Below are 19,763 nucleotides of genomic sequence, written 5' to 3'. Positions count from 1 at the left end.
GTGGGCCTCCGGGGTCCGCTGCCCGAGTGGGCCCGCCCGAAGGGGCTGAGCCCCGCCGAACTCGACGCGCTCCGACAGGCCGGCTTCACCGAAGACCGCATCGACGACTGGCCCCTGCCGGACCATGCGGCCCGCACATGGCAGGCCCTGCCCTCCGCGCCGGGCAGCGGCATGCCCGCCCCGCTGGGCATGACCGAAGTGAACCGGCGCAGCGCACACGGCGGGACACAGCACCTCTGGTTCATGCCGATCCACAACGAACGGGACCTGCAACGGCTGCGGCAGGGGCTTTTCCTGATGGCGCTGGCCCGGACCCTGGGGATGCCCGGGGCCGCGCCGGCGGTCCTCGCCGCGTTTGAACACACCGGCCAGGGCCTGACCTACGGCATGCTGATCCCGTTCGATCCCGATGCGCTGCCCGCCGTCGATGCCGGTCTGAACCCGCTGCTGCACGAACACATCGGCCAGTGCGTGGCCCTGGACTGGCTGGGCTTCCTCATCGGTCGGCCACTGGCGCCGGCAGAGCTGGTCTGGATGCCCCAGGACAGCGGGCATCGGCTGTGCCCGAGGCTGCCCCTGGATGGGCCGGTGGCACCGTCGAAGCAGGCCGGCCCGGAGCCGGTCCTGCCCGATGTGATCGACCGGGCCCTGTTGGACCGCCTCGAGCAGATCGACCGCGATCGGTGGGCACGCGATGCCGCCCGGGCGCTGGGTCCGCAGGCCGCAGCGGCGTTCGTCCGGCGGCTGGACATGGCCCGGGACGACCTCGGCAACCGGGTCGCGGTGCGGGAGGCCACGACGGACTGGACCAGCCCCGAGATCCGGCGCGACCTCGGCACCGATCGGACCTGGCAGCGGCTGGAGGGTGTGCGAACCGGCCAGCTCGGCGCGCTGCAGGCCCGCGAGTGCAGCCGCCACGACAGCCTTGCGCTGCGCATTCCCCTGGAACAAGGGTTGGCCCGGTGCCATGAATCCCGCGACCCGAAGGGCGTGCCGCCGCGCAGGACGGCCCAGGATGTGGAGCCGCTGTCCCGTCCCGAGGACTATCCGGTCCGCAGCGCGCTGCGGCTCTATGAGCGGGCGCTGGACCAGCCGCTGCAAGGGGCGGCCAGGGGGCTGCACGAGACCCGTGCCCTCAACAAGGAGCTGGTCAGGTTCCTCGACAAGGCGCAGGCCACTGCAGCGGAACACGGCAGCGCCCTGCCCGACCACCTGATCCGCCTGCGCCAGCAGGTCAAGTCCGAGAGCCCGCTGATCGACCAGGCCCTGTCGCTGCACAGCGCGCTGGTCATGCGCGGTGCTCCGTCACCCGTCGATGGCTGGTCGCCACGGCGGCTGATGTACCTGGCGGCCTGCGGCGCCCGTGCCGACACGGTGGCGCCGGCCCTGCACTGCGGCGCCACCGGTCAGGAGATCCGCGATGCCCACCTTCGTGGGCTTTCACCCAGCTGGCCCCTGCTCGGCCAGGCCCTGCTGCAGGCGGGTGCCCGGCAGCACCACACCACGGTCCAGGCCCTGCGCCCCGGCACCGGCCGGGCGCAGCTGGCCGAGGCGATGCAGCAGGTCCGTGACAGTCAGGTCAACGCGCCGACGCCAACGCGCCTCGGCACCCGGATGGGTCCAGCCGAACGCGACAGCCCCACGGTCAGCTTCGCGCAGGAACTGCTGCTGCACACCAGCCTGCTGTGGCTGGATGGCGGCCGCATGGGCCGCGCGGTGCAGACCGCCCGGGCATTCGACCGCGCGGACGCCACCCTGGCCACGACCGACCTGAGGGACGCCGCCCTGCTGGAGGAGCGGCGCCAGAATGCCCTGACCGCACTGGCCCTGCTGCACGCCGAGCTGAACACCCTGTGGCGTGCGCTCGATCCCTCCGAAACGCAGGCGTGCGACATGCTGCGGGCGCTGCAGACCCGTCTGGCCGGGCGCCATACGCAGCTCGCCGCCCTGAAGGCACACGCCCAGGCGGTGGGACTGCGCCTGCCGCCCGGGCTGGCGCGCCACCCGCACGCGGGCGACCTGCTGAGCCTGACCGCTGCCGGCGGTCCCGACCTGGACTACGCGGTGCACGGACTGCTGCTGGGCTGGGAAGGCCACGACATCCTGGCAGCGCATGCGGCCCGGTGGCCGGCCTGGGTCATGGAATGGGGCTCCGGCTTTGCCGACGCACAGACCCGCCTCGACCTGGCCCAGGCCAGCGTGAACCCGATCCTGCAGCGGATCGCCAAGCCGTTCTGAACACCCCATGATCCCTTCCAGCGCCCCCTGCTTCACCGCACCGTCCATACCGTCCCCCAGCCCTCAGCGGGCCTGGCAGACCCCCGACCTCCACCGCCATCCCACCCGTCTGAATGCCCGCAAGCACCCACCCGAGCGCTTGCTGCTGGAAAGGGTCGAGGTGCCGGAACCCGAGCAGCCGCCGGTTCGCCCCCTGCACGAGCTGGTGGGGATGCTGCACGTGCATGCCCTGCGGTGTGCCCGTCAGGCCGGCATCACCCGCTTGCAGTGGAACCTGCCGGCGGCCGAGCTCCTCACCGCCCTCGAACAGGCACAGGAGGTCGGCGGCACATGGGTGCGTCTGTGCCAGCAACTCACCATCGGCTCACCCGACGCCGTGAACAAGGTGAACAAGGTGCTGAACTTCGTGAAGGCCCGGCTGGAGGACGCACTGTCGCGCACCGACGCGGTGCCGGGGTTCAGCGATGCCCTGCCCGACCTGCAGGCGGCCATCGCCGGCGTGACCGGCCTGCTGCAACAGGCCGGCGGCATGCCGGACTACATCGCATCGGTCCGCCCCGCCGACGGCCGCTGGGACCGCGAGCCACCGACAGTGGCCCAGGTGCTGCTGATGATGCAGGCCCCGGCGCAGGACCCGTCCACGGTCAGGGCCCGGCTCGAGGACGGGCAGCGCCCTGCCGACATTGTCTGCGCCCCCACGCCGGCCACCGCGTCGGACATGGACGCCCTGCGCCGGCAGCTTGCGCAGCGGATCGGCAACCCCGACCTCGCCCTGCCGCTCAACGAGGTGCAGATCCTGCTGGACACGCCACGGATGCCGCTGGAGGTCATCGAGCAGGGGCTGCGTTGCGGCCTGAGTGCCACCGACACCCGGGCCCTGTTCCAGGCCGGTGTGCCGATCCATCCCCAGACCGCACCCGATCCGGTGCTGCGCGCGCACCTGGCATCGCTCAAGCCGGTGACCACCCAGCAGGTCGGCAAAGGCATGGTGAACCAGGTGCACTTGCATGGCTGGACCGACGGGGCCAAGACCTGGACCTACACCTGGCGGCCGGAACACCCGGACGCAGAAGCCGACGCCATGACCGATGTCGGCATACCCACCCGCCGGGCCACCGACTGGCACCGACCCGGCCCCAACCTCACCGGTCGGCAGGTGCTCACCCACCGCCTGGGTGCACTGCTCGGGCTGGGGCGCCACCTCCTGGTGACGGCCTCGTACACGGCGGTGATCGACGGCCTGTACGGCTCGCTCAACGAATACGTGCCCGGCCTGCAGAAACTGCTGATCCAGAGCCCGCACGACCTGTCGCTGCCGCCGGACGACCTGCAATGGCTCTGCACCTGGGCCGATGCCCCCCGGCTGCTGGCCGACATCGCCCGCTGGCAGGGCCTGACCCGGCTGACGCTCACCACCAGCGGGCTGCGGGCGGAGGTGAGCGAGGCGCAGCTGGGCGGCAGCTCAGTCCATCTGCCCCTGATCCGGCCCCTGGATGTGACCCGCCCGGAGGTGCGCCGCCAGATGGTGGTGGCGGTCTGGTTCCACCTGCTCACCGGTCAGGTGGACTGGAACGCGGGCAACGTGGCCTTTGCCGCCGACCCCGATCGGCCGGACCGGCAGCGCCTGGTGCTGTTCGACAACGACCTGGCCTTCGGGCGCTGCCTCATGCACCCCGAAGACGCCTGCAACAACCAGCGCCACCAGCCCCCCGGTCCCCGCGTTCGCCCCGCCTGGTCGGTGCTGCACGGCACCCGGATGCCAACGGTGATTCCGGCCGATCTGGCCAGGGGATTGCTCAAGCTCACACCCCAAGAGATGCGGGCCTGCGGCGCCACCGGCCTGATCCGCCTGCCCGAGTGGCGGGCCCTGGAATCGCGGCTGCACCACCTCCAGGAACAGGTGCGGGCACTGCAGCCGCACGGCTGGCTCGACAGCGAAGCGGACTGGCTGTCGGCCGAGACCACCACCGCGCTGGGCCTGGACGATCTGCCGGCGCAGGCGCAGGCCATTGCGGACGATGTGCTCCATCCCCCGAACGGCCGCGCCGACACCACGCGGCTGCGGGACATCGAATCCGACAGCCTGATGCGGGCGCTGGCGGTGGGACAGACCGTGGCCCGACGCCATCCGGAACAGCGGTGGTTCCCGGCGGTGCTGGATGAAGCGGCCATCCGCTCGGCGGTGCGGCAGGAGCGCGAACGGCAGTCACGGAACAGGGACGGCTCGGCATCGCAGGGGATCATGCATTCGTGAGGACTGTGGGGGGCGGATGGCCCCACTCACCGGGCCTCATCACTGTCCCGTTCCCCATGAGATCCTCCACCGACATCCCCTCCTTCCTGCCTTTGCGAGGCCTGCGCGCTCCGGAACCCCAACGGAACACGCGCTCGCCCCGCACCGATCCGTCGCCGATCTCGCCGCCACCCCGAAGGTCATCCAGCGGGTCCGTCACCCCCCGCGAGACCACGCCGTCCGAGCCCCCGGTGTTCATGGGCCTCACCATGCCGCCCTCCCTGGATCTGTTGCTGGAGAAGCTGGAACGGCCCTTGAGCCACATCCGGGAAGCGGACCGCCTTGTCGAGCTGGCCGCCTTGCCCGTGCCCAAGCACACCTATGCCATGTACACCCTGGGGCCCAACCTGTCGGTCTGCCAGGCTGAAGCGGAGCGATCGTCCAACGAGGGTGTGGCCCAGCAACTGGCACGGCAGGCCGAGGGGTTGAAGGCCCTGCCCTCCCGCCTCCAGGCGCTGGACATCGCCATGCGCAAGGATCCGGATCACGGCCCCGACATGGCCCGGGCCCTGCTGAAGTGGACGCTGGCCGAGCTGCTCGACTGCCTGGCCGCCCCGGTGCTGTCGGCCGATCTCCTGCTGCTCGGGCTGCGCGAGGGCCTGTCGGCCGCCGAGATCATCCGCCTGCACCGGGCTGGCCTCACCATCGGGGATGTGCGCCGGGTTCGTGCGGCCTACCAGGCCAACGGACGGCCCACCCCATCGCTGTCCGATATCGCCCTCCATGGCCAGGCCCGGGACCACGATGTCGACTGGGCGGCCTGGGGAACCGGCCTGGGATTCAAGCCCGACGAGCTGTCCGCCCTGGAGAAGGCCGGCTGGAACCCGGACGCCACACCGCCCCCGCCAGCACCGGACGCCACGGCCCGGAACCTGCGCCACCTGCAACCCCGGAAGAAACACTCTCCGGACGGCTGGGTCGAGCTGCAGGACCCCCTGCAACGGTCGACCGTGGCGCGTTACCGGTTCAAGGCCTGCCGCTGCGGCAGCCCCGAGGCGCAAGCGCTGCGCCGCGGCTTGTTCGTGCAGGGCCTGGCCGGACTGCTGGGTCTGGGCCATCGCATGCTGCCCCTGCATGCCCATGTGCTGACCATCGATGGTCAGCCGGTGTACGGGGTGTTGATGGGGCCCCTGCCCCCGGACACCTGGATGCTGCGATTCGGCCGCCGGACGGAGACGCCCTGGGCCCGGCAGCAGGCGGTGGAGCAATCCTGGCTGGAATGGCTGGGGCATGTCCGGTGGCCAGATACCGGACAGTTCAGGCAGGACACGGACCAGGGGACGAATGTTCTGCTGGGCCTGCCTTCGCTGGTCGACGACTCCGTTGATCTGGAGGAGCAGCCGGTGCAGTTCGTCAACTTCAACCAGCCCGGAACGCCGCCCGACACCTTGAAGAGCCGACTGCGGTCCTTGACCCTGAATGCGCTGGAACCCGTCCTGAGCGGCCTCACCCCCCTCGAGCAGGGAGCCTTCAGGCAGCGTTGGAACACCATGGATCTGGCGGATCCGGTGGACCTGGAAGCACGGCCACCCCAACGCAGGATCACCCGCCTGGACACGGCACGCACGGCGTTCGCCCTGTCCCCCCGCGCACCGCGGCACCGCACCTGGTTGGAACGTCTGGAACGGCTCCAGCCGGAGCCCCAAAGTCCCCTGGGCCTGGCGGCGCAGCGTCTGGACACGCTGGAGAAGGCTCCGGTGGACGCACCGTGGGCCTCCAGGGCCCTGCACTGGGGCCGCCTTCAGCGGGCACGGGCTGGTCTGGCACGCGAGCTGGAGGGCTGGTCCGCCGACCATCTGCGCCCCGAGAACCGCTCCGCAGCGCGCCGACAGCAACAGGCGCTGCAGCTGCGGCTGCGGCATGTGGAAGCGCCGGCACGGCCCGTGTCCGAAACCGCCATGGACCGGGAATGGCCTGCCGGTGCGGAAGCCGAAAGCCGGCAACTGCTGACCAGCAACCTGAAGTCCTACGAGCATTGGCTGATCGGCCCGCTGGAGAACGTCCAAACGCTGCAGACGCTGTGCAACGGGAACATCAAGCTGGTGGCGCAGCTCGACAAGCTGGCCAAACAAGCCCTCGATGCATCCCCCAACGCCGCGCTGCCCGGCTGGCTGACCCAGGCCCGCCAGACCATCAAGGCCAACCAGGTCAGCCTGCTGAAGGCCGAGGCCCTGGCACAACAGATCGAGGCCATGACACCGGGCGAGCTGCAGCGCAGAAACGGCACGCCGGCCGAGCTGATGGCCCTGGCTGATGTGATGGACTGGGCCGAACCCGGATGGCAGTTGGCGTGGAAGGCCGGCGCCACCCCGAGCGACCTCATCCACCTCAACGCGACCATGCCGCCGAAACACCAGCACACCGCGTGGCTGCTGCTGGCCCGGCAGCTGCTGCAGCAACAGGCAGTGGCGCTGCAACTCAAGGACCCGTCATCGCTCCAGGCGGTGTACCCCCTGTCCGAGATCGCGCTGATGGCCCGGGCTGCCATGACAGCCGCCCCCGCGCAGTCCGATGCACCCACCCCATACCGACCGCCGGCGGATGGCCTGGCATCGCAGGTCCGTGCCTTCATCGCCCGGCACCGGCCCGACGGCGGGTCGATGGATTCGTCCGGGCCGGACACGCCGTGGGCAGCGGTCGAAATGGCGGCATCGGACCTTGACCAGGCCTTGCGGTCCTTGCACGGCCTGTCGGTGGCGGACCAGTCCATACCGACCGTTACTGCCGCAGCCCTGAAGGCGCTGACTGCGCTCGACACCGCCTTGCTGGCCCTGTACGACCACACGTCGACCCCCGATGGCGTCAAGGCGCACATCCACGACACGCTGCAGGACGTCAGCCATCGCGAGCGGGAGGCCTTGCTCCAGCTGCCGGCCATGGCCGCCGCGCTGCCCGCCGACAACCCGATGCCCCTGCCCCTGCTGATGTGCCTGCTGTCGGGCCGGGACCCTTCAGCCCACCTGCCCGACAGCCTGGCGGTGCTGCAGCAGCAACTGGTGCCGGGCTGACCCACAGCCCCTGCACTCGGACCGTGGCCCGGTTGTTCCGGCCACGGCGGCACGCCAGACGGACGGTTCGCGGATTGGTGATGGATTGGTGACCAATCTGCATTCCCCCGACAAGGATTCGCCATGAGCCGCGTGCAGACCCCCGCTCCCTTCAACCCCATCCCCACCGCCAATGCCCATTCCGAAAAAAAAGCCCCCAACGCTGCTTCAGCGGGCAAACCCGACCGACCGTTGCTGGGCAGTGCGCGCGCCAGACAAGTAGTGGTTCGGAAGCCCGCCGTCAGTTGGGCTCGGGTAACAAAGGTCAGTGCAGCTGCTGGCGTTGCTGCTCCCCAACCCAGCAACCGGGCTCCAAGCACCGACCCGGTGACGGGAAAGTCCCGCGTACGAGGTGAGGAGGCCGTAGCCACACCCGAGCCTGGGTCAGAGACACTGGCACATCTGCATGCCTGCCGAACACGGCATTACCGGGCGTTTGCCGGATACAACCAGAAACTACCCGAGGAGCTGTCAGCGGCGGTGGCCTACTCACGTCTGTGCCAGACCACTGACATCAAGAACCGGAAAGACCTCGAGGCCTTGGTGCATAAGGCCCAAAGTCTCGCCCAACAGGCCCACCTCCCGGACCGGGGACCCGGTCGCAACAACTACAAAGCCTGGCAAAAGGACTGGAATGACCACCTGCGGAAAGACCTCCTTCTGCTGAACCGATTGGTGAGCCATACCGAGGAGGCAGCACTGGCCGATTTCTGTCTGCAGCGCGGTTCGATCCATCTCTCCGATCTGCTGGAGGTGATGCACAGCGATCAGTACCCGCTGAAGAACCTCAAGACACTGTTCAGCGAAGGGCACACGGCAGAGACCCTGGCCACTGGTCTGCGCAACGGCCTGCATGTCGACCATCTGGAGGCAGTGACACCCAGCGAAGCGCTGGGCGTAAAAGACATTTCGGAGCAACAGCGGTCCAACCGATTCAGGCGCCTCGTGGAATACAGGCTGGCGCTGCCGTCCGAGACAACCGGAACCCAGTTCTTCCTCCTGGCTCGACAAGCCTTCGAGGAGCGGATGGAGCCCGCAGAAATGCCCGACTTCGCTTATCTCATTCAAAGCAAACAGTACTCGCTGGAGGAGCTCAAGACACTGTCCAGAGAGGGACACAAGGTAGGGATCCTGGCCACCGGGCTGCGCAACGGCCTGCATGTCCACCATCTGCAGGCCTTGACACCCGGCAAGCCGTTGGCTGTTGAAGACATGTCGGAGCAGCAGCGGTCCAACCAATTCAGGCGCCTCGTGGAATACAGGCTGGCGCTGCCGTCCGAGACAACCGGAACCCAGTTCTTCCTCTTGGCTCGACAGGCCTTCGAAGAGCAGATGAAGCCCGAACAACTGGCCGCTGTCGACGGTGTGGGACCAACCGTTCTCCGCTTGTTGAAGAATGGCAAATCGCTCGGTGGGTTGGCCGAACGCTTGCAGGCTTATCGGGCTGAGTTGCCGGACATGGACCGCAAGGTCTTGGCCGGCATTGCCGGGCAAGCGCTGGACTGTGATCTGCCGGCGCAGCACTTGAAACCGATGGTGCTGGCGGGGGTGCCGATCCATCAACAGCTGAAGCCAGACAGCGAACTGACCCGAAGGTTTGCTAAAGCCCGGCGGATGGAGACCCGGACACTGGCGGGCGGACAGTCCGGCAGCCCGGTCAAGCTGGTGACCCTCACGCTCGCAGACGGAACCGAACAGCAGCTGGTCACGAAACAGCTCAACAGCTGCCCTCTGGTGGCCCCCTCCGCCCACATGGGCGGCGGCATCGTCTTCCATTTTGATCAGTTGACCCAGACTGTGGAAACTGCTTTTGTGCAGAAGACCGGCAAACCGATGGACGCCAAACAGAAGCAGCAGGCCCAGGCCTCGCTGACCGCTGCATTCCATGAAGCCCTGCTCAAAGGCAGCAGTACCCTGGAATGGCGGCTGAACTTGGAGGTATGGGACAGCAAACAACAGGTTTTCAAGCCATGGGAAAAGGCTTGCACGGAAGCGATGCCCCCGCTTGAACAGCTGCCCAACCTCTATGGGCGGGATCTGGCCATGCGCAAGCTGGCGGCGTTCCTGGGCCAACCGGGGCTGGTGGCACCGGTCAAGGTGGCCATCGTCGATGGCGTGTATTGCGAGGTGTCGGACTACAACCCCAACCTGGGCAGTGAGGTGCTGACAGCGACGGGCGACGCCATACTGAAGCTGGACAAGAAAGACCTCAAGCGCGCCGTGAATTCAATGTCTGCCGACGACCTCAACGCGCTGGGCTGGAGTTACGGATTCGACTCGGTCCGCTGGGCCGAAGATCGCCAGAGCCTTCGGTTTCAGCCCAAGGAATCGGACGGCGCCTTGCCGGGGCGGGTCTTCATGAACCGGGTTGATGCCGATGACCCCGCTGTGCGCCAGCGCCATGCCGACCACCACACCTTGCATTTTGTGGGCAACGACCCGGACAACCACGGCGGCAATTACAGCAAGGGTGCATCCTGGGACCACGATGCATCGTTCGGCGTGAGACAGAACTACGGCGCCCAGCCGCCGAAGGTGATTCGGTCCTCCATGCTGAAGGCCCTTCAGGATGAAGGCCGCTGGAACACCTTCAAAGGCGAACTGGCCGGACTCATCAGCCCGGACGAAATCAATGCCCTGTCCGAACGCCGCACACAGCTGCTGCAGGCCCATCCACAGCCAGTTGACGATGGTGGTTGGGGTTCAGACCAGGTCGGGGACGCCATGGGACTCGCAGTCATCAAGGCGGCGCGGAAAACATTCGATGAGGCATGGAAGACCGCCAAAGACGAGGAGGCATTGAAGGCCGCCAAGAAAGCTGCGTACAGCGACTGGTCGTTCACCGAGAGGACCTCCGACAACCGGCATGCCGCCCCCCTGGCGGTCCACCTCTTCGAGTGGGAAGACGCCTTGATCAGCATGGAGATCAAGAATCAAGAGTCCAAGCAACCCAGCATGGCCGTCTTCGACGACTACGCCATCCGGCAGCAGATCCTCGCGCGAGCGAAGCAGGCCAAGCTCGGGTCGGCTCAGGTCTGACCCGCCCTCACCCGCCGCAGATCCGCGCCTTCGCTTCCGCGTATTCCCGTTTGAAGCGGGCCACCAGGTCGGCGGCGGGCACCACCTCGCGGATGGCGCCGATGCCCTGGCCGCAGCCCCAGATGTCGCGCCAGGCCTTGGCGGCATTCGCGCCTTCGCCGGTGCTGAAGTTCATCTTGCTGGGGTCGCTCTGGGGCAGGTTGTCCGGGTCCATGCCGGCATTGCGGATGCTGCCCTTGAGGTAGTTGCCGTGCACGCCGGTGTAGAAGTTGCTGTAGACGATGTCGTCCGAGTTGCTCTCGGTGATCATCTGCTTGTAGCCGTCCACAGCGCGGGCCTCGTGGGTGGCGATGAAGGCCGAGCCGATGTAGGCGAAGTCCGCCCCCATGGCCTGCGCGGCCAGGATGGCGCCGCCCGAAGCGATGGAGCCCGAGAGCGCCACCGGGCCGCCGAACCATTCGCGGATCTCCTGGATCATGGCGAACGGGCTCTTCACGCTGGCGTGACCGCCCGCACCGGCGGCCACCGGAATCAGGCCGTCCGCGCCCTTCTCGATGGCCTTGTGCGCGAACACATTGTTGATGACGTCGTGCAGCACCACACCGCCCCAGCTGTGCACCGCCTGGTTCACATCTTCGCGCGCGCCCAGGCTGGTGATGACGATGGGCACCTTGTACTTGGCGCACACCTGCAGGTCGTGTTCGAGCCGGTCGTTGCTCTTGTGCACGATCTGGTTGATGGCAAAAGGCGCGGCCGGGTTGTCGGGATTCGCGCGGTCGTGTTCGGCCAGGGCTTCGGTGATCTCGTGCAGCCACTCGTCGAGCTGGGAGGCCGGGCGGGCGTTGAGCGCGGGCATGGAGCCCACCACACCGGCCTTGCACTGGGCAATGACCAGCTTGGGGTTGCTGATGATGAACAGCGGCGAGCCGATCACCGGGAACTTGATGTTCTTGAGTACCGGCGGCAGGCTGCGGGCGGGTGCGGTCATGGTGTCTCCTGGGTGGGTGTGATCAGAACGCGTCGGCGGTGAGTGCGGTCACGGCCTCGGCGCCTTCGACGATGGCATCGCGGATGCCCGGCGCGCGGCTGAGGATGTGGTCGGCGTAGAAGCGGGCGGTGGTGATCTTGGCCTGCATGAAGGCCACGTCCTGTCCCTGGGCCGACAGTCGTTCTGCCACCAGCAGGGCACGGCCCATCTGCCAGCCCGCCATCAGGTTGCCGGCCAGCATGAGGTACGGCACGCTGCCGGCAAAGGCGGCGTTGGGGTTGCTGCGGGTGTTGGCGGCAATGAAGTCCACCACCTCGATGAAGGCTTCGCGGGCGGCCTTCAGGCGCTTGGCCACGGCCTGGGCCTGCGCGCTGCCGGCGGCCAGCTCGGCCTCGGTGACGGCGATCTGGGCGGCAATCGCCTTGGCGGTGGCACCGCCGTCGCGCGCGGTCTTGCGGCCCACCAGGTCGTTGGCCTGGATGGCGGTGGTGCCTTCGTAGATGGTCAGGATCTTGGCGTCGCGGTAGTACTGGGCCGCGCCGGTCTCTTCAATGAAGCCCATGCCGCCGTGCACCTGCACGCCCAGGCTGGTGGTCTCCAGGCTCATCTCGGTGCTGTAGCCCTTGACCAGCGGCACCATGAATTCATAGAAGGTGGCGTTCTGCTGGCGCACCGCGGCATCCGGGTGGTGGTGGGCGGCATCGAAGGCCGCTGCGGCCACGCTGGCCATGGCACGGCAGCCCTCGGTGGTGGCGCGCATGGTCATGAGCATGCGCTTGACATCCGGGTGGTGGATGATGGGCGCGGCGGTGGTGAAGCTGCCGTCCACCGGGCGGCTCTGCACCCGGTCACGGGCGTACTGCACCGCCTTCTGGTAGGCCCGCTCGCCGATGGCGATGCCCTGCACGCCCACGGCATAACGGGCGGCGTTCATCATGATGAACATGTACTCCAGGCCGCGGTTCTCCTGGCCCACCAGGAAGCCGGTGGCGCCGCCGTGGTCGCCGTACTGCAGCACGGCAGTGGGGCTGGCCTTGATGCCCATCTTGTGTTCCACGCTGACGCAGTGCACGTCGTTGCGCGCACCCAGCGAACCGTCGTCGTTCACCATGAACTTGGGCACCACGAACAGGCTGATGCCCTTCACGCCTTCCGGCGCGCCCACCACGCGGGCCAGCACCAGGTGCACGATGTTGCCGGCCATGTCGTGCTCGCCATAGGTGATGTAGATCTTGGTGCCGAAGATCTTGTAGGTGCCATCCGGCTGCGGCTCGGCGCGGGTGCGCACGGCGGCCAGATCGGAGCCGGCCTGCGGCTCGGTCAGGTTCATGGTGCCGGTCCACTCACCGCTGACCAGGCGACCCAGGTACTTGGCCTTCATCTCGTCGCTGCCGGCGGTCAGCAGGGCCTCGATGGCGCCGTCGGTGAGCAGAGGGCACAGTGCAAAGCTCATGTTGGCGCTGTTGAGCATCTCGCCACAGGCCGCACCGATGGTCTTGGGCAGGCCCTGGCCACCAAACTCCACCGGGTGCTGCAGCCCCTGCCAGCCGCCCTCGGCGTACTGGCGGTAGGCCTCCTTGAAGCCCGGGGTGGTGGTGACCACACCATCCTTCACGAAGGACGGGTTCTTGTCGCCCTCCCAGTTCAGCGGGGCGATCACACCCTCGTTGAGCTTGGCGCACTCCTCCAGCACCGCCTGCGCGGTTTCCAGACCGGCGTCCTCGAACCCCGGCAGGGCCGCCACCTGGTCGATGCGCGCCAGGTGCTCGATGTTGAACAGCATGTCCTTGATGGGGGCTACGTAACTCACTGCGGGTCTCCTGATGGGTTCGGTCACGGTGTCTGCGGCCGTGTCGGGTGCAAAAAAAGGGCATCACGACGATGCCCTTGGGGGTGCGATGCGCTCAGAGCTTGGCGATCAGTTCGGGCACGGCCTCGAACAGGTCGGCTTCCAGGCCGTAGTCGGCCACGCTGAAGATCGGGGCTTCGGGGTCCTTGTTGATGGCCACGATGACCTTGCTGTCCTTCATGCCGGCCAGGTGCTGGATGGCACCCGAGATGCCGCAGGCCACGTACAGCTGGGGAGCCACGATCTTGCCGGTCTGGCCGACCTGCCAGTCGTTCGGCGCATAGCCGGCGTCCACCGCGGCGCGGCTGGCGCCCAGGGCGGCACCCAGCTTGTCGGCCAGCGGGGTCATGACCTCGTTGAACTTCTCGGCGCTGCCCAGCGCACGGCCACCGGAGACGATGATCTTGGCGGCGGTGAGCTCGGGGCGGTCGCTCTTGGCGATCTCGCTGCCCAGGAAGCGGCTGCTGCCGGCATCCGCCACGGCGGCCACGGTGTCCACGGCAGCCGAACCACCGGTGGCGGCGGCGGCGTCAAAACCGGTGGTGCGCACGGTGATCACCTTGGTGGCGTCCGCGCTCTGCACCGTGGCAATGGCGTTGCCGGCGTAGATGGGGCGCTCGAAGGTGTCGGCGCTGATGACCTTGGTGATGTCGGACACCTGGGCCACGTCGAGCAGGGCGGCCACGCGCGGGGCCACGTTCTTGCCGCTGGCGGTGGCGGGGAACAGGATGTGGCTGTAGCCCGCGGCCAGCGCCAGCACCTGCGAGGCCACGTTCTCGGCCAGGCCGTGCTCGAAGCCTGGGGCGTCGGCATGGATCACCTTGGACACACCGGCGATCTGCGCGGCAGCGGCGGCAGCGGCGCCAGCGTTGTGGCCGGCCACCAGCACGTGCACGTCACCCCCGCAGGCAGCAGCGGCGGTCACGGTATTGAGGGTCGCGCCCTTGATGGAGGCGTTGTCGTGTTCGGCAATGACGAGTGCGGTCATGAATGTTCTCCTGTGTGCGGCGCGGGGGTCAGACGACTTTCGCCTCGTTTTTCAGCTTCTCGACCAGCACGGCCACATCGGCCACCTTGATGCCGGCACCGCGCTTGGGCGGCTCGCTGACCTTGAGCGTCTTGATGCGCGGGGCCACGTTCACACCCAGGTCTTCGGGCTTGAGGGTGTCGAGCGGCTTCTTCTTGGCCTTCATGATGTTGGGCAGCGTGACATAGCGCGGCTCGTTCAGGCGCAGATCGGTGGTGACCACGGCCGGCAGGCTCAGGCTCAGGGTTTCCAGGCCACCGTCGACCTCGCGGGTGACGTTCACGCGGCCATCGACCACCTCCACCTTGCTGGCGAAGGTCGCCTGCGGCAGGCCGGCGAGCGCGGCGAGCATCTGGCCGGTCTGGTTGCAATCGTCGTCGATGGCCTGCTTGCCCAGGATGACGAGCTGCGGCTGTTCCTTGTCGACCAGGGCCTTGAGCAGCTTGGCCACGGCCAGCGGCTGGAGCTCTTCGGCGGTCTCCACCAGGATGGCCCGGTCGGCGCCGATGGCCATGGCGGTACGCAGGGTTTCCTGGCACTGGGCCACACCGCACGAGACGGCGATGACTTCGGTCACCACGCCCTTCTCCTTGAGGCGCACGGCCTCTTCGACGGCGATCTCGTCGAAGGGGTTCATGCTCATCTTGACGTTGGCGATGTCGACGCCAGTGCCGTCGCTCTTGACGCGCACCTTGACGTTGTAATCCACCACACGTTTGACGGGAACGATGACCTTCATGTTGCTGGGCTCCAGGTTGGGGATGGTTGTCGTGCTGGCCGGTCCGAATTGACGTGCACGTCAATTCGGATTGTATGTCTGCCCCGGGCGGTATCCGGACAGCTCGGGCGACAAAAACGAACGGTCGTGCTTTTTCAGGATTATAGGCGGGTACTCCTGCCGGTACGCAATCTCCCCCCGCCGTGCTGCGACAAGCGTCGCCCGGGCAACATTCACCGACCTTTCGGTCGGTGAATTCGGGTAAGTCTGGAGCCTGTGCAGCGGTGGGCTCCCGTACAGTGCTCCGTAGCCCACAGAGGCACCCACACCCTCGGAGACAAGCCCATGAAGATTCGCCTGTTCGCCACGGTCGCAGCTGCGGCCGCGTTGTTTGCCACCACCTCGGTGAGCGCCCAGACGGTGTTCACCGTCTCGAGCTGGCTGCCGCCGACCCATGCCGCCAGCGTGGCCCAGAAGACCTGGTGCGACCAGGTCGAGAAGGAAAGCGCCGGCCGCATGAAGTGCAACATCCTGCCCAAGGGCGTGGTGGCCGCACCCGGCACCTTCGATGCGGTACGCGATGGCCTGGCCGACATCTCCTACACGGTGGACGGCTACACCCCGGGCCGGTTCATCTTCACCCAGGTGGCCGAATTCCCGTTCCTGGGCGACAGCGCGGTGTCCACTTCGGTCGCGTACCAGCGCATCTACAACAAGTACTTCGCACCGCTGGGCGAGCACCGGGGCGTGAAGGCGCTGGCGGTGTTCACGCACGGCCCGGGCATCATCTTCAATGCCAAGAAGCCGGTGACCTCGGCCGCCGAGGCGGCGTCGCTGAAGTTCCGCATCGGTGGCGGCAACATCAACGAGCTCTCCAAGGCCATGGGCTGGAACACCACGCTCAAGGCCGCGCCCGAGTCCTTCGAGCTGCTGTCCACCGGCGTGATGGACGGCACCTTCTTCCCGGACGAGTCCATCACCTCGTTCAAGCTCTCCATGATCAAGCACGCCACCACCTTCCCCGGCGGCCTGTACAACACCAGCTTCGTCTTCATGATGAACCAGGACAAGTACAACAAGCTGAGCCCGCAGGACAAGGCGGTCATCGACAAGCTCTCCGGCGAGCACGCCGCCCGCCTGTTCGGCGAAGGCTGGGACCGCATGGACGCGGCCAGCCGCGACAACCAGAAGGCCCAGGGAGTGCAGCGCGTGATGGCCGACAAGGCCTTCGTGAAGGCGGTGATGGACAAGCAGGACTACCTGGAGACCACCTGGGCCGCCCGCGCACAGGTCAAGGGCCTGAAGAACCCGCGCGACGTGCTCAACGAGTTCCGCGCCGAGATCAAGAAGGTCAAGTGACCGTCGTCCTCGGCTGACCCGCTGCGGCGGGTTCACTTCAGGCCGGCGCCGCAGCCCGCACGCTGCACGCCGGCCTCATTGCATCCGGAAGCACAAGAACATGCTCGCCTCGTTGGAAAGACTGCTGCGCTGGACCACCGGCCTGCTGGCCGCTGCGGCCCTGTTCGCCATCATGTGGCTCACGGTGGTGGACGTCTCGGGCCGGCGCTTCTTCAGCCAGTCGGTGCCGGGCGGTCTGGAGCTGACCGAGATCCTGATGGTGGTGGTCATCTTCGGGGCCATGCCGCTGGTGTCCTGGCGCAACGAACATGTGGTGTTCGACTCGCTCGATGCCTTCCTGGGTGATCGCATCAAGGCAGTGCAGGCCCGCGTGGTGCACCTGATCTGCGCCGCCACCTTCGCGCTGCTGGGCTGGCTGCTGCACACGCGCGCACAGCGGTTCGCCGAATACGGCGACACCACGGTCTACCTGCAGTGGTCGATCGCACCGGTGGCCTGGCTGATGGCGGGCCTGCTGGCGGTCACGGCGCTGGTGCACCTGCTGTTCGTGTTCGTGCAGGCCCCGGACGTCAGGCGCAGCGGAGAGCCGACATGATCGAAGCCGCACTGGGTTTTCTGGGGGTCTTCATCCTGGCCTTCCTGCGGGTGCCGCTGGCCCTGTCGATGGCGCTGGTGGGGCTGGTCGGGCTGGGCCTGATGCGGGGCTGGACGCCGGCCTTTGCCAGCACCAGCCAGGTGATCTTCGAGACCGGCTTCCAGTACGTGCTGTCGGTCATTCCGCTGTTCGTGCTGATGGGCAACTTCGTGGCCCGCGCCGGCATGGCGCGCGAGCTGTACGCCGCCGCCAACGCCTTCGTGGGGCACCGGCGCGGCGGGCTGGCCATGGCCAGCATCATCGCCTCCGGCGGCTTCGGCGCCATCTGCGGCTCGTCGATTGCCACCGCCGCCACCATGACCCGCGTGGCCTACCCCGAGATGAAGCGCCACGGCTACCGCGACACGCTGGCCACCGGGGCCATCGCCTCCGGCGGCACGCTGGGCATCCTGATTCCGCCGTCCACCATCATGGTGATCTACGGGATCATCACCGAGACCGACATCGGCAAGCTGTTCATCGCCGGCATCCTGCCCGGCCTGGTGGCCATCGTCTGCCTGTGCCTGGCGGTGGTGGTGGTGACCTGGCGCGATCCGCTGGCCGGCCCGCCGGCCGAGCGCACCGACTGGGCCGGCCGCCTGCGCGCGGTGCGTGGCATCTGGGGCGTGGGCGTGCTGTTCGCCCTCGTCATCGGCGGCATCTACGGCGGCGTGTTCACCGCCACCGAAGGCGCCGGTGTGGGCGCGGCCGGTGCCTTCCTGTTCGCGCTGGCCCGGGGTTCGCTGACCTGGCGCAGCCTGCTGGACATCCTGATGGAGAGCACCCGCACCACGGCCATGCTGTTCACCATCCTGATCGGCGCCATGATCTTCACCAGCTTCGTGAACTTCACCAGCATGCCGGGCGACCTGCGCGACTGGCTGCTGCAGTTCAGCCCCCACCCCATCATGGTGGTGGCGGCCATGATGGTGATCTATGTGCTGCTGGGCCTGGTCATGGAGGAGCTCTCCATGGTGCTGCTGACCATCCCGGTGTTCTTCCCGGTGATCGTCGGCCTGGGCTTCGACCCGGTGTGGTTCGGCGTGCTGATCGTCACCGTGGTGGAGATCGGCATGATCTCGCCGCCGGTGGGCATGAACCTGTTCGTCATCAACTCGCTGCTGCCCTCGGTCAAGCTGGCCGACATCTTCAAGGGTGTCTGGCCTTTCGTTCTGGCCGACGTGGTCCGCCTGGGCATTCTGGTGGCCTTCCCGGCCATCGCCCTGTGGCTGCCGGGCTTCATGGGCCGGTGATGGCCTTGGGCGCGGCGACGGCGGCAGGACCGTCGCCCGCCTTCACATGCAGCACCCGCTGCGGGTAGGGAATCTCGATGCCGTGCCGGCGCAGCGCATCCAGGATGGCCAGGTTGATGGCCGAGCGGATGTTGAGCTGGCCGTTTTCCGGATCGGCGATCCAGTAGCCCACGGTGAACTCCAGACCGTCGGCACCAAAGGCCGACAGGGCCGCCGACGGACCCGGGTCCTTGAGCACCCGCTCCTGCGCGGCAGCGGCCTCGGTGAGCAGGCGGATGACCAGATCCACATCGCTGTCGTAGGCCACCGAGACCACGGTGGACAGCCACACGCGGGCGTCGGCCAGAGACAGGTTCTCCACCCGGTTGATGATGAGCAGCTCGTTGGGCACGATGGATTCGCGCCCGGTGGCCGAGCGGATCAGGGTGTAGCGCGCATTGATGTCGGTGATGCGGCCCTCGAAGTTGTCGACCCGCACCATGTCGCCGATGCGCATGCTGCGCTCGGCCAGGATCACGAAGCCGCTCACATAGTTGGACGCCAGTTTCTGCAGGCCGAAACCCAGACCCACGCCGATGGCGCCACCCAGCACCGACAGGGCCGTGAGGTCGATGCCCACGGCCGACAGCGCAATGATCATGCCCACGAACAGCAGCAGCGCCCGGGTGGCATTGCTCACCGCCTTGCGCAGCGACAGGTCGCTGCCGGCGGCATGGCGCAGCAGCCGGGCCTCGATGGCCGAGGACACCCACAGCATGAGGATGAGCACGGCGCCGGCGGTCAGGCCCCCTTCGATCAGGGTGCGCACGCTCAGCGTGCTGCTGCCGACCTTCCAGGTGATCTGGTCGAGCTCGGCCAGCACCACCGGCAGCAGGCCGCTCACCCACAGCACCATGGCCAGCCAGGCCACCCAAGAAATGGTGCGCTCCAGCGCCCGCACCCAGGGCGCCTGGGCGAAGGCCACCTGCAGCACCTTCACCCCGACCCGGATCACCACCAGCGACACCAGCACCGGGATGATCACCTTGAAGGCCGCCAGCGGCACCCACAGCGACAGCAGGGCCCGGGCCAGGTAACCCAGCAGCAACAGCAGCACCGGGAACAGCACGCCATCGATCAGGCGGCGACCGAACAGGACGCTGGTGTGGTTCTGGCCCGCCGCTGCCGAGCGGCGCACCAGCCAGGCCAGGCCCCAGGCCAGGAGCACCGCCAGGGCCAGGGCGGCAAATTCGATCAGGACGGTGGGCTGGAGGAAGGAAGCGGCCCAGAGGCCGAGATCGTCGATGGGTTTGGGAGCGGAAGCGGCAACGGTCATGGG

At 67.7% G+C, this 19,763-nt stretch carries 12 protein-coding genes; 7 read left to right on the top strand and 5 right to left on the bottom strand.

Annotated elements, in window-relative coordinates:
* From CAP38_RS05785 to CAP38_RS05765, 4 genes are all read left to right on the top strand, one after another.
* Positions 1-2,238: a hypothetical protein gene (locus CAP38_RS05785; RefSeq protein WP_086119961.1), complete on the top strand. Its 2,238-nt coding sequence runs from the start codon at positions 1-3 to the stop codon at positions 2,236-2,238.
* Between the two features lie 7 nt (positions 2,239-2,245).
* Entirely contained in the window at positions 2,246-4,492 is a 2,247-nt protein-coding gene (locus CAP38_RS05780; protein ID WP_086119960.1) for a hypothetical protein, read from the top strand.
* A 248-nt stretch (positions 4,493-4,740) separates the two neighbouring features.
* Positions 4,741-7,539, top strand: a complete 2,799-nt coding sequence (locus tag CAP38_RS05775) for a hypothetical protein (protein ID WP_179188467.1) — start codon at positions 4,741-4,743, stop codon at positions 7,537-7,539.
* Positions 7,540-7,662: 123 nt separating this feature from the next.
* Positions 7,663-10,617 carry a hypothetical protein gene (locus CAP38_RS05765; RefSeq protein ID WP_143435757.1) on the top strand — a complete coding sequence of 985 codons (2,955 nt, stop codon included), beginning with the start codon at positions 7,663-7,665 and terminating at the stop codon, positions 10,615-10,617.
* Between the two features lie 7 nt (positions 10,618-10,624).
* On the opposite strand, the gene CAP38_RS05760 is transcribed toward CAP38_RS05765, so the two are convergent.
* The 4 genes from CAP38_RS05760 to CAP38_RS05745 all read right to left on the bottom strand — a co-directional run bounded on the left by CAP38_RS05760 (position 10,625) and on the right by CAP38_RS05745 (position 15,220).
* On the bottom strand, positions 10,625-11,605 hold the full coding sequence (locus CAP38_RS05760; protein WP_086119956.1) for a nitronate monooxygenase family protein: 981 nt from the start codon (positions 11,603-11,605) through the stop codon (positions 10,625-10,627).
* 22 nt (positions 11,606-11,627) lie between these two features.
* Positions 11,628-13,415, bottom strand: a complete 1,788-nt coding sequence (locus CAP38_RS05755; RefSeq protein ID WP_086119955.1) for an acyl-CoA dehydrogenase — start codon at positions 13,413-13,415, stop codon at positions 11,628-11,630.
* Between the two features lie 94 nt (positions 13,416-13,509).
* On the bottom strand, positions 13,510-14,442 hold the full coding sequence (locus CAP38_RS05750) for an electron transfer flavoprotein subunit alpha/FixB family protein (protein ID WP_086119954.1): 933 nt from the start codon (positions 14,440-14,442) through the stop codon (positions 13,510-13,512).
* A 28-nt stretch (positions 14,443-14,470) separates the two neighbouring features.
* Positions 14,471-15,220 (bottom strand): electron transfer flavoprotein subunit beta/FixA family protein, encoded by a 750-nt coding sequence (locus tag CAP38_RS05745; protein ID WP_086119953.1) that lies wholly within the window; start codon positions 15,218-15,220, stop codon positions 14,471-14,473.
* Between the two features lie 324 nt (positions 15,221-15,544).
* On the opposite strand from CAP38_RS05745, the gene CAP38_RS05740 reads away from it, so the two are divergent.
* From CAP38_RS05740 to CAP38_RS05730, 3 genes are all read left to right on the top strand, one after another.
* A complete protein-coding gene (locus tag CAP38_RS05740; RefSeq protein WP_086119952.1) occupies positions 15,545-16,558 on the top strand; it encodes a TRAP transporter substrate-binding protein in 1,014 nt (337 codons plus the stop codon).
* Positions 16,559-16,658: 100 nt separating this feature from the next.
* Positions 16,659-17,153, top strand: a complete 495-nt coding sequence (locus CAP38_RS05735; protein WP_086119951.1) for a TRAP transporter small permease — start codon at positions 16,659-16,661, stop codon at positions 17,151-17,153.
* The gene (locus tag CAP38_RS05730) at positions 17,150-18,445 is read left to right on the top strand and encodes a TRAP transporter large permease (RefSeq protein WP_086119950.1); all 1,296 of its coding nucleotides are present in this window, start codon (positions 17,150-17,152) and stop codon (positions 18,443-18,445) included. The genes CAP38_RS05735 and CAP38_RS05730 overlap by 4 nt, the downstream gene beginning before the upstream one ends.
* Here the strand turns inward: CAP38_RS05730 and CAP38_RS05725 are convergent.
* The gene (locus CAP38_RS05725; protein WP_086119949.1) at positions 18,432-19,760 is read right to left on the bottom strand and encodes a mechanosensitive ion channel family protein; all 1,329 of its coding nucleotides are present in this window, start codon (positions 19,758-19,760) and stop codon (positions 18,432-18,434) included. The genes CAP38_RS05730 and CAP38_RS05725 overlap by 14 nt on opposite strands.
* Between the last annotated feature and the right edge of the window lie 3 nt (positions 19,761-19,763).

The sequence above is a fragment of the Hydrogenophaga sp. IBVHS2 genome, from assembly GCF_002127215.1.
Lineage (GTDB): Bacteria > Pseudomonadota > Gammaproteobacteria > Burkholderiales > Burkholderiaceae_C > Hydrogenophaga.
The sequence above is the reverse complement of the archived record's forward strand: the minus strand, read 5'-3'. Positions and strand labels throughout refer to the sequence as shown.

Excerpts from the sequence above, each read along its gene's own strand:
- CAP38_RS05780 (WP_086119960.1), top strand. The coding sequence starts at position 2,246 with ATGATCCCTTCCAGCGCCCCCTGCTTCACCGCACCGTCCATACCGTCC.
- CAP38_RS05775 (WP_179188467.1), top strand. The coding sequence starts at position 4,741 with ATGCCGCCCTCCCTGGATCTGTTGCTGGAGAAGCTGGAACGGCCCTTG.
- CAP38_RS05765 (WP_143435757.1), top strand. The coding sequence starts at position 7,663 with ATGAGCCGCGTGCAGACCCCCGCTCCCTTCAACCCCATCCCCACCGCC.
- CAP38_RS05760 (WP_086119956.1), bottom strand. The coding sequence starts at position 11,605 with ATGACCGCACCCGCCCGCAGCCTGCCGCCGGTACTCAAGAACATCAAG.
- CAP38_RS05750 (WP_086119954.1), bottom strand. The coding sequence starts at position 14,442 with ATGACCGCACTCGTCATTGCCGAACACGACAACGCCTCCATCAAGGGC.
- CAP38_RS05745 (WP_086119953.1), bottom strand. The coding sequence starts at position 15,220 with ATGAAGGTCATCGTTCCCGTCAAACGTGTGGTGGATTACAACGTCAAG.
- CAP38_RS05740 (WP_086119952.1), top strand. The coding sequence starts at position 15,545 with ATGAAGATTCGCCTGTTCGCCACGGTCGCAGCTGCGGCCGCGTTGTTT.
- CAP38_RS05735 (WP_086119951.1), top strand. The coding sequence starts at position 16,659 with ATGCTCGCCTCGTTGGAAAGACTGCTGCGCTGGACCACCGGCCTGCTG.
- CAP38_RS05730 (WP_086119950.1), top strand. The coding sequence starts at position 17,150 with ATGATCGAAGCCGCACTGGGTTTTCTGGGGGTCTTCATCCTGGCCTTC.
- CAP38_RS05725 (WP_086119949.1), bottom strand. The coding sequence starts at position 19,760 with ATGACCGTTGCCGCTTCCGCTCCCAAACCCATCGACGATCTCGGCCTC.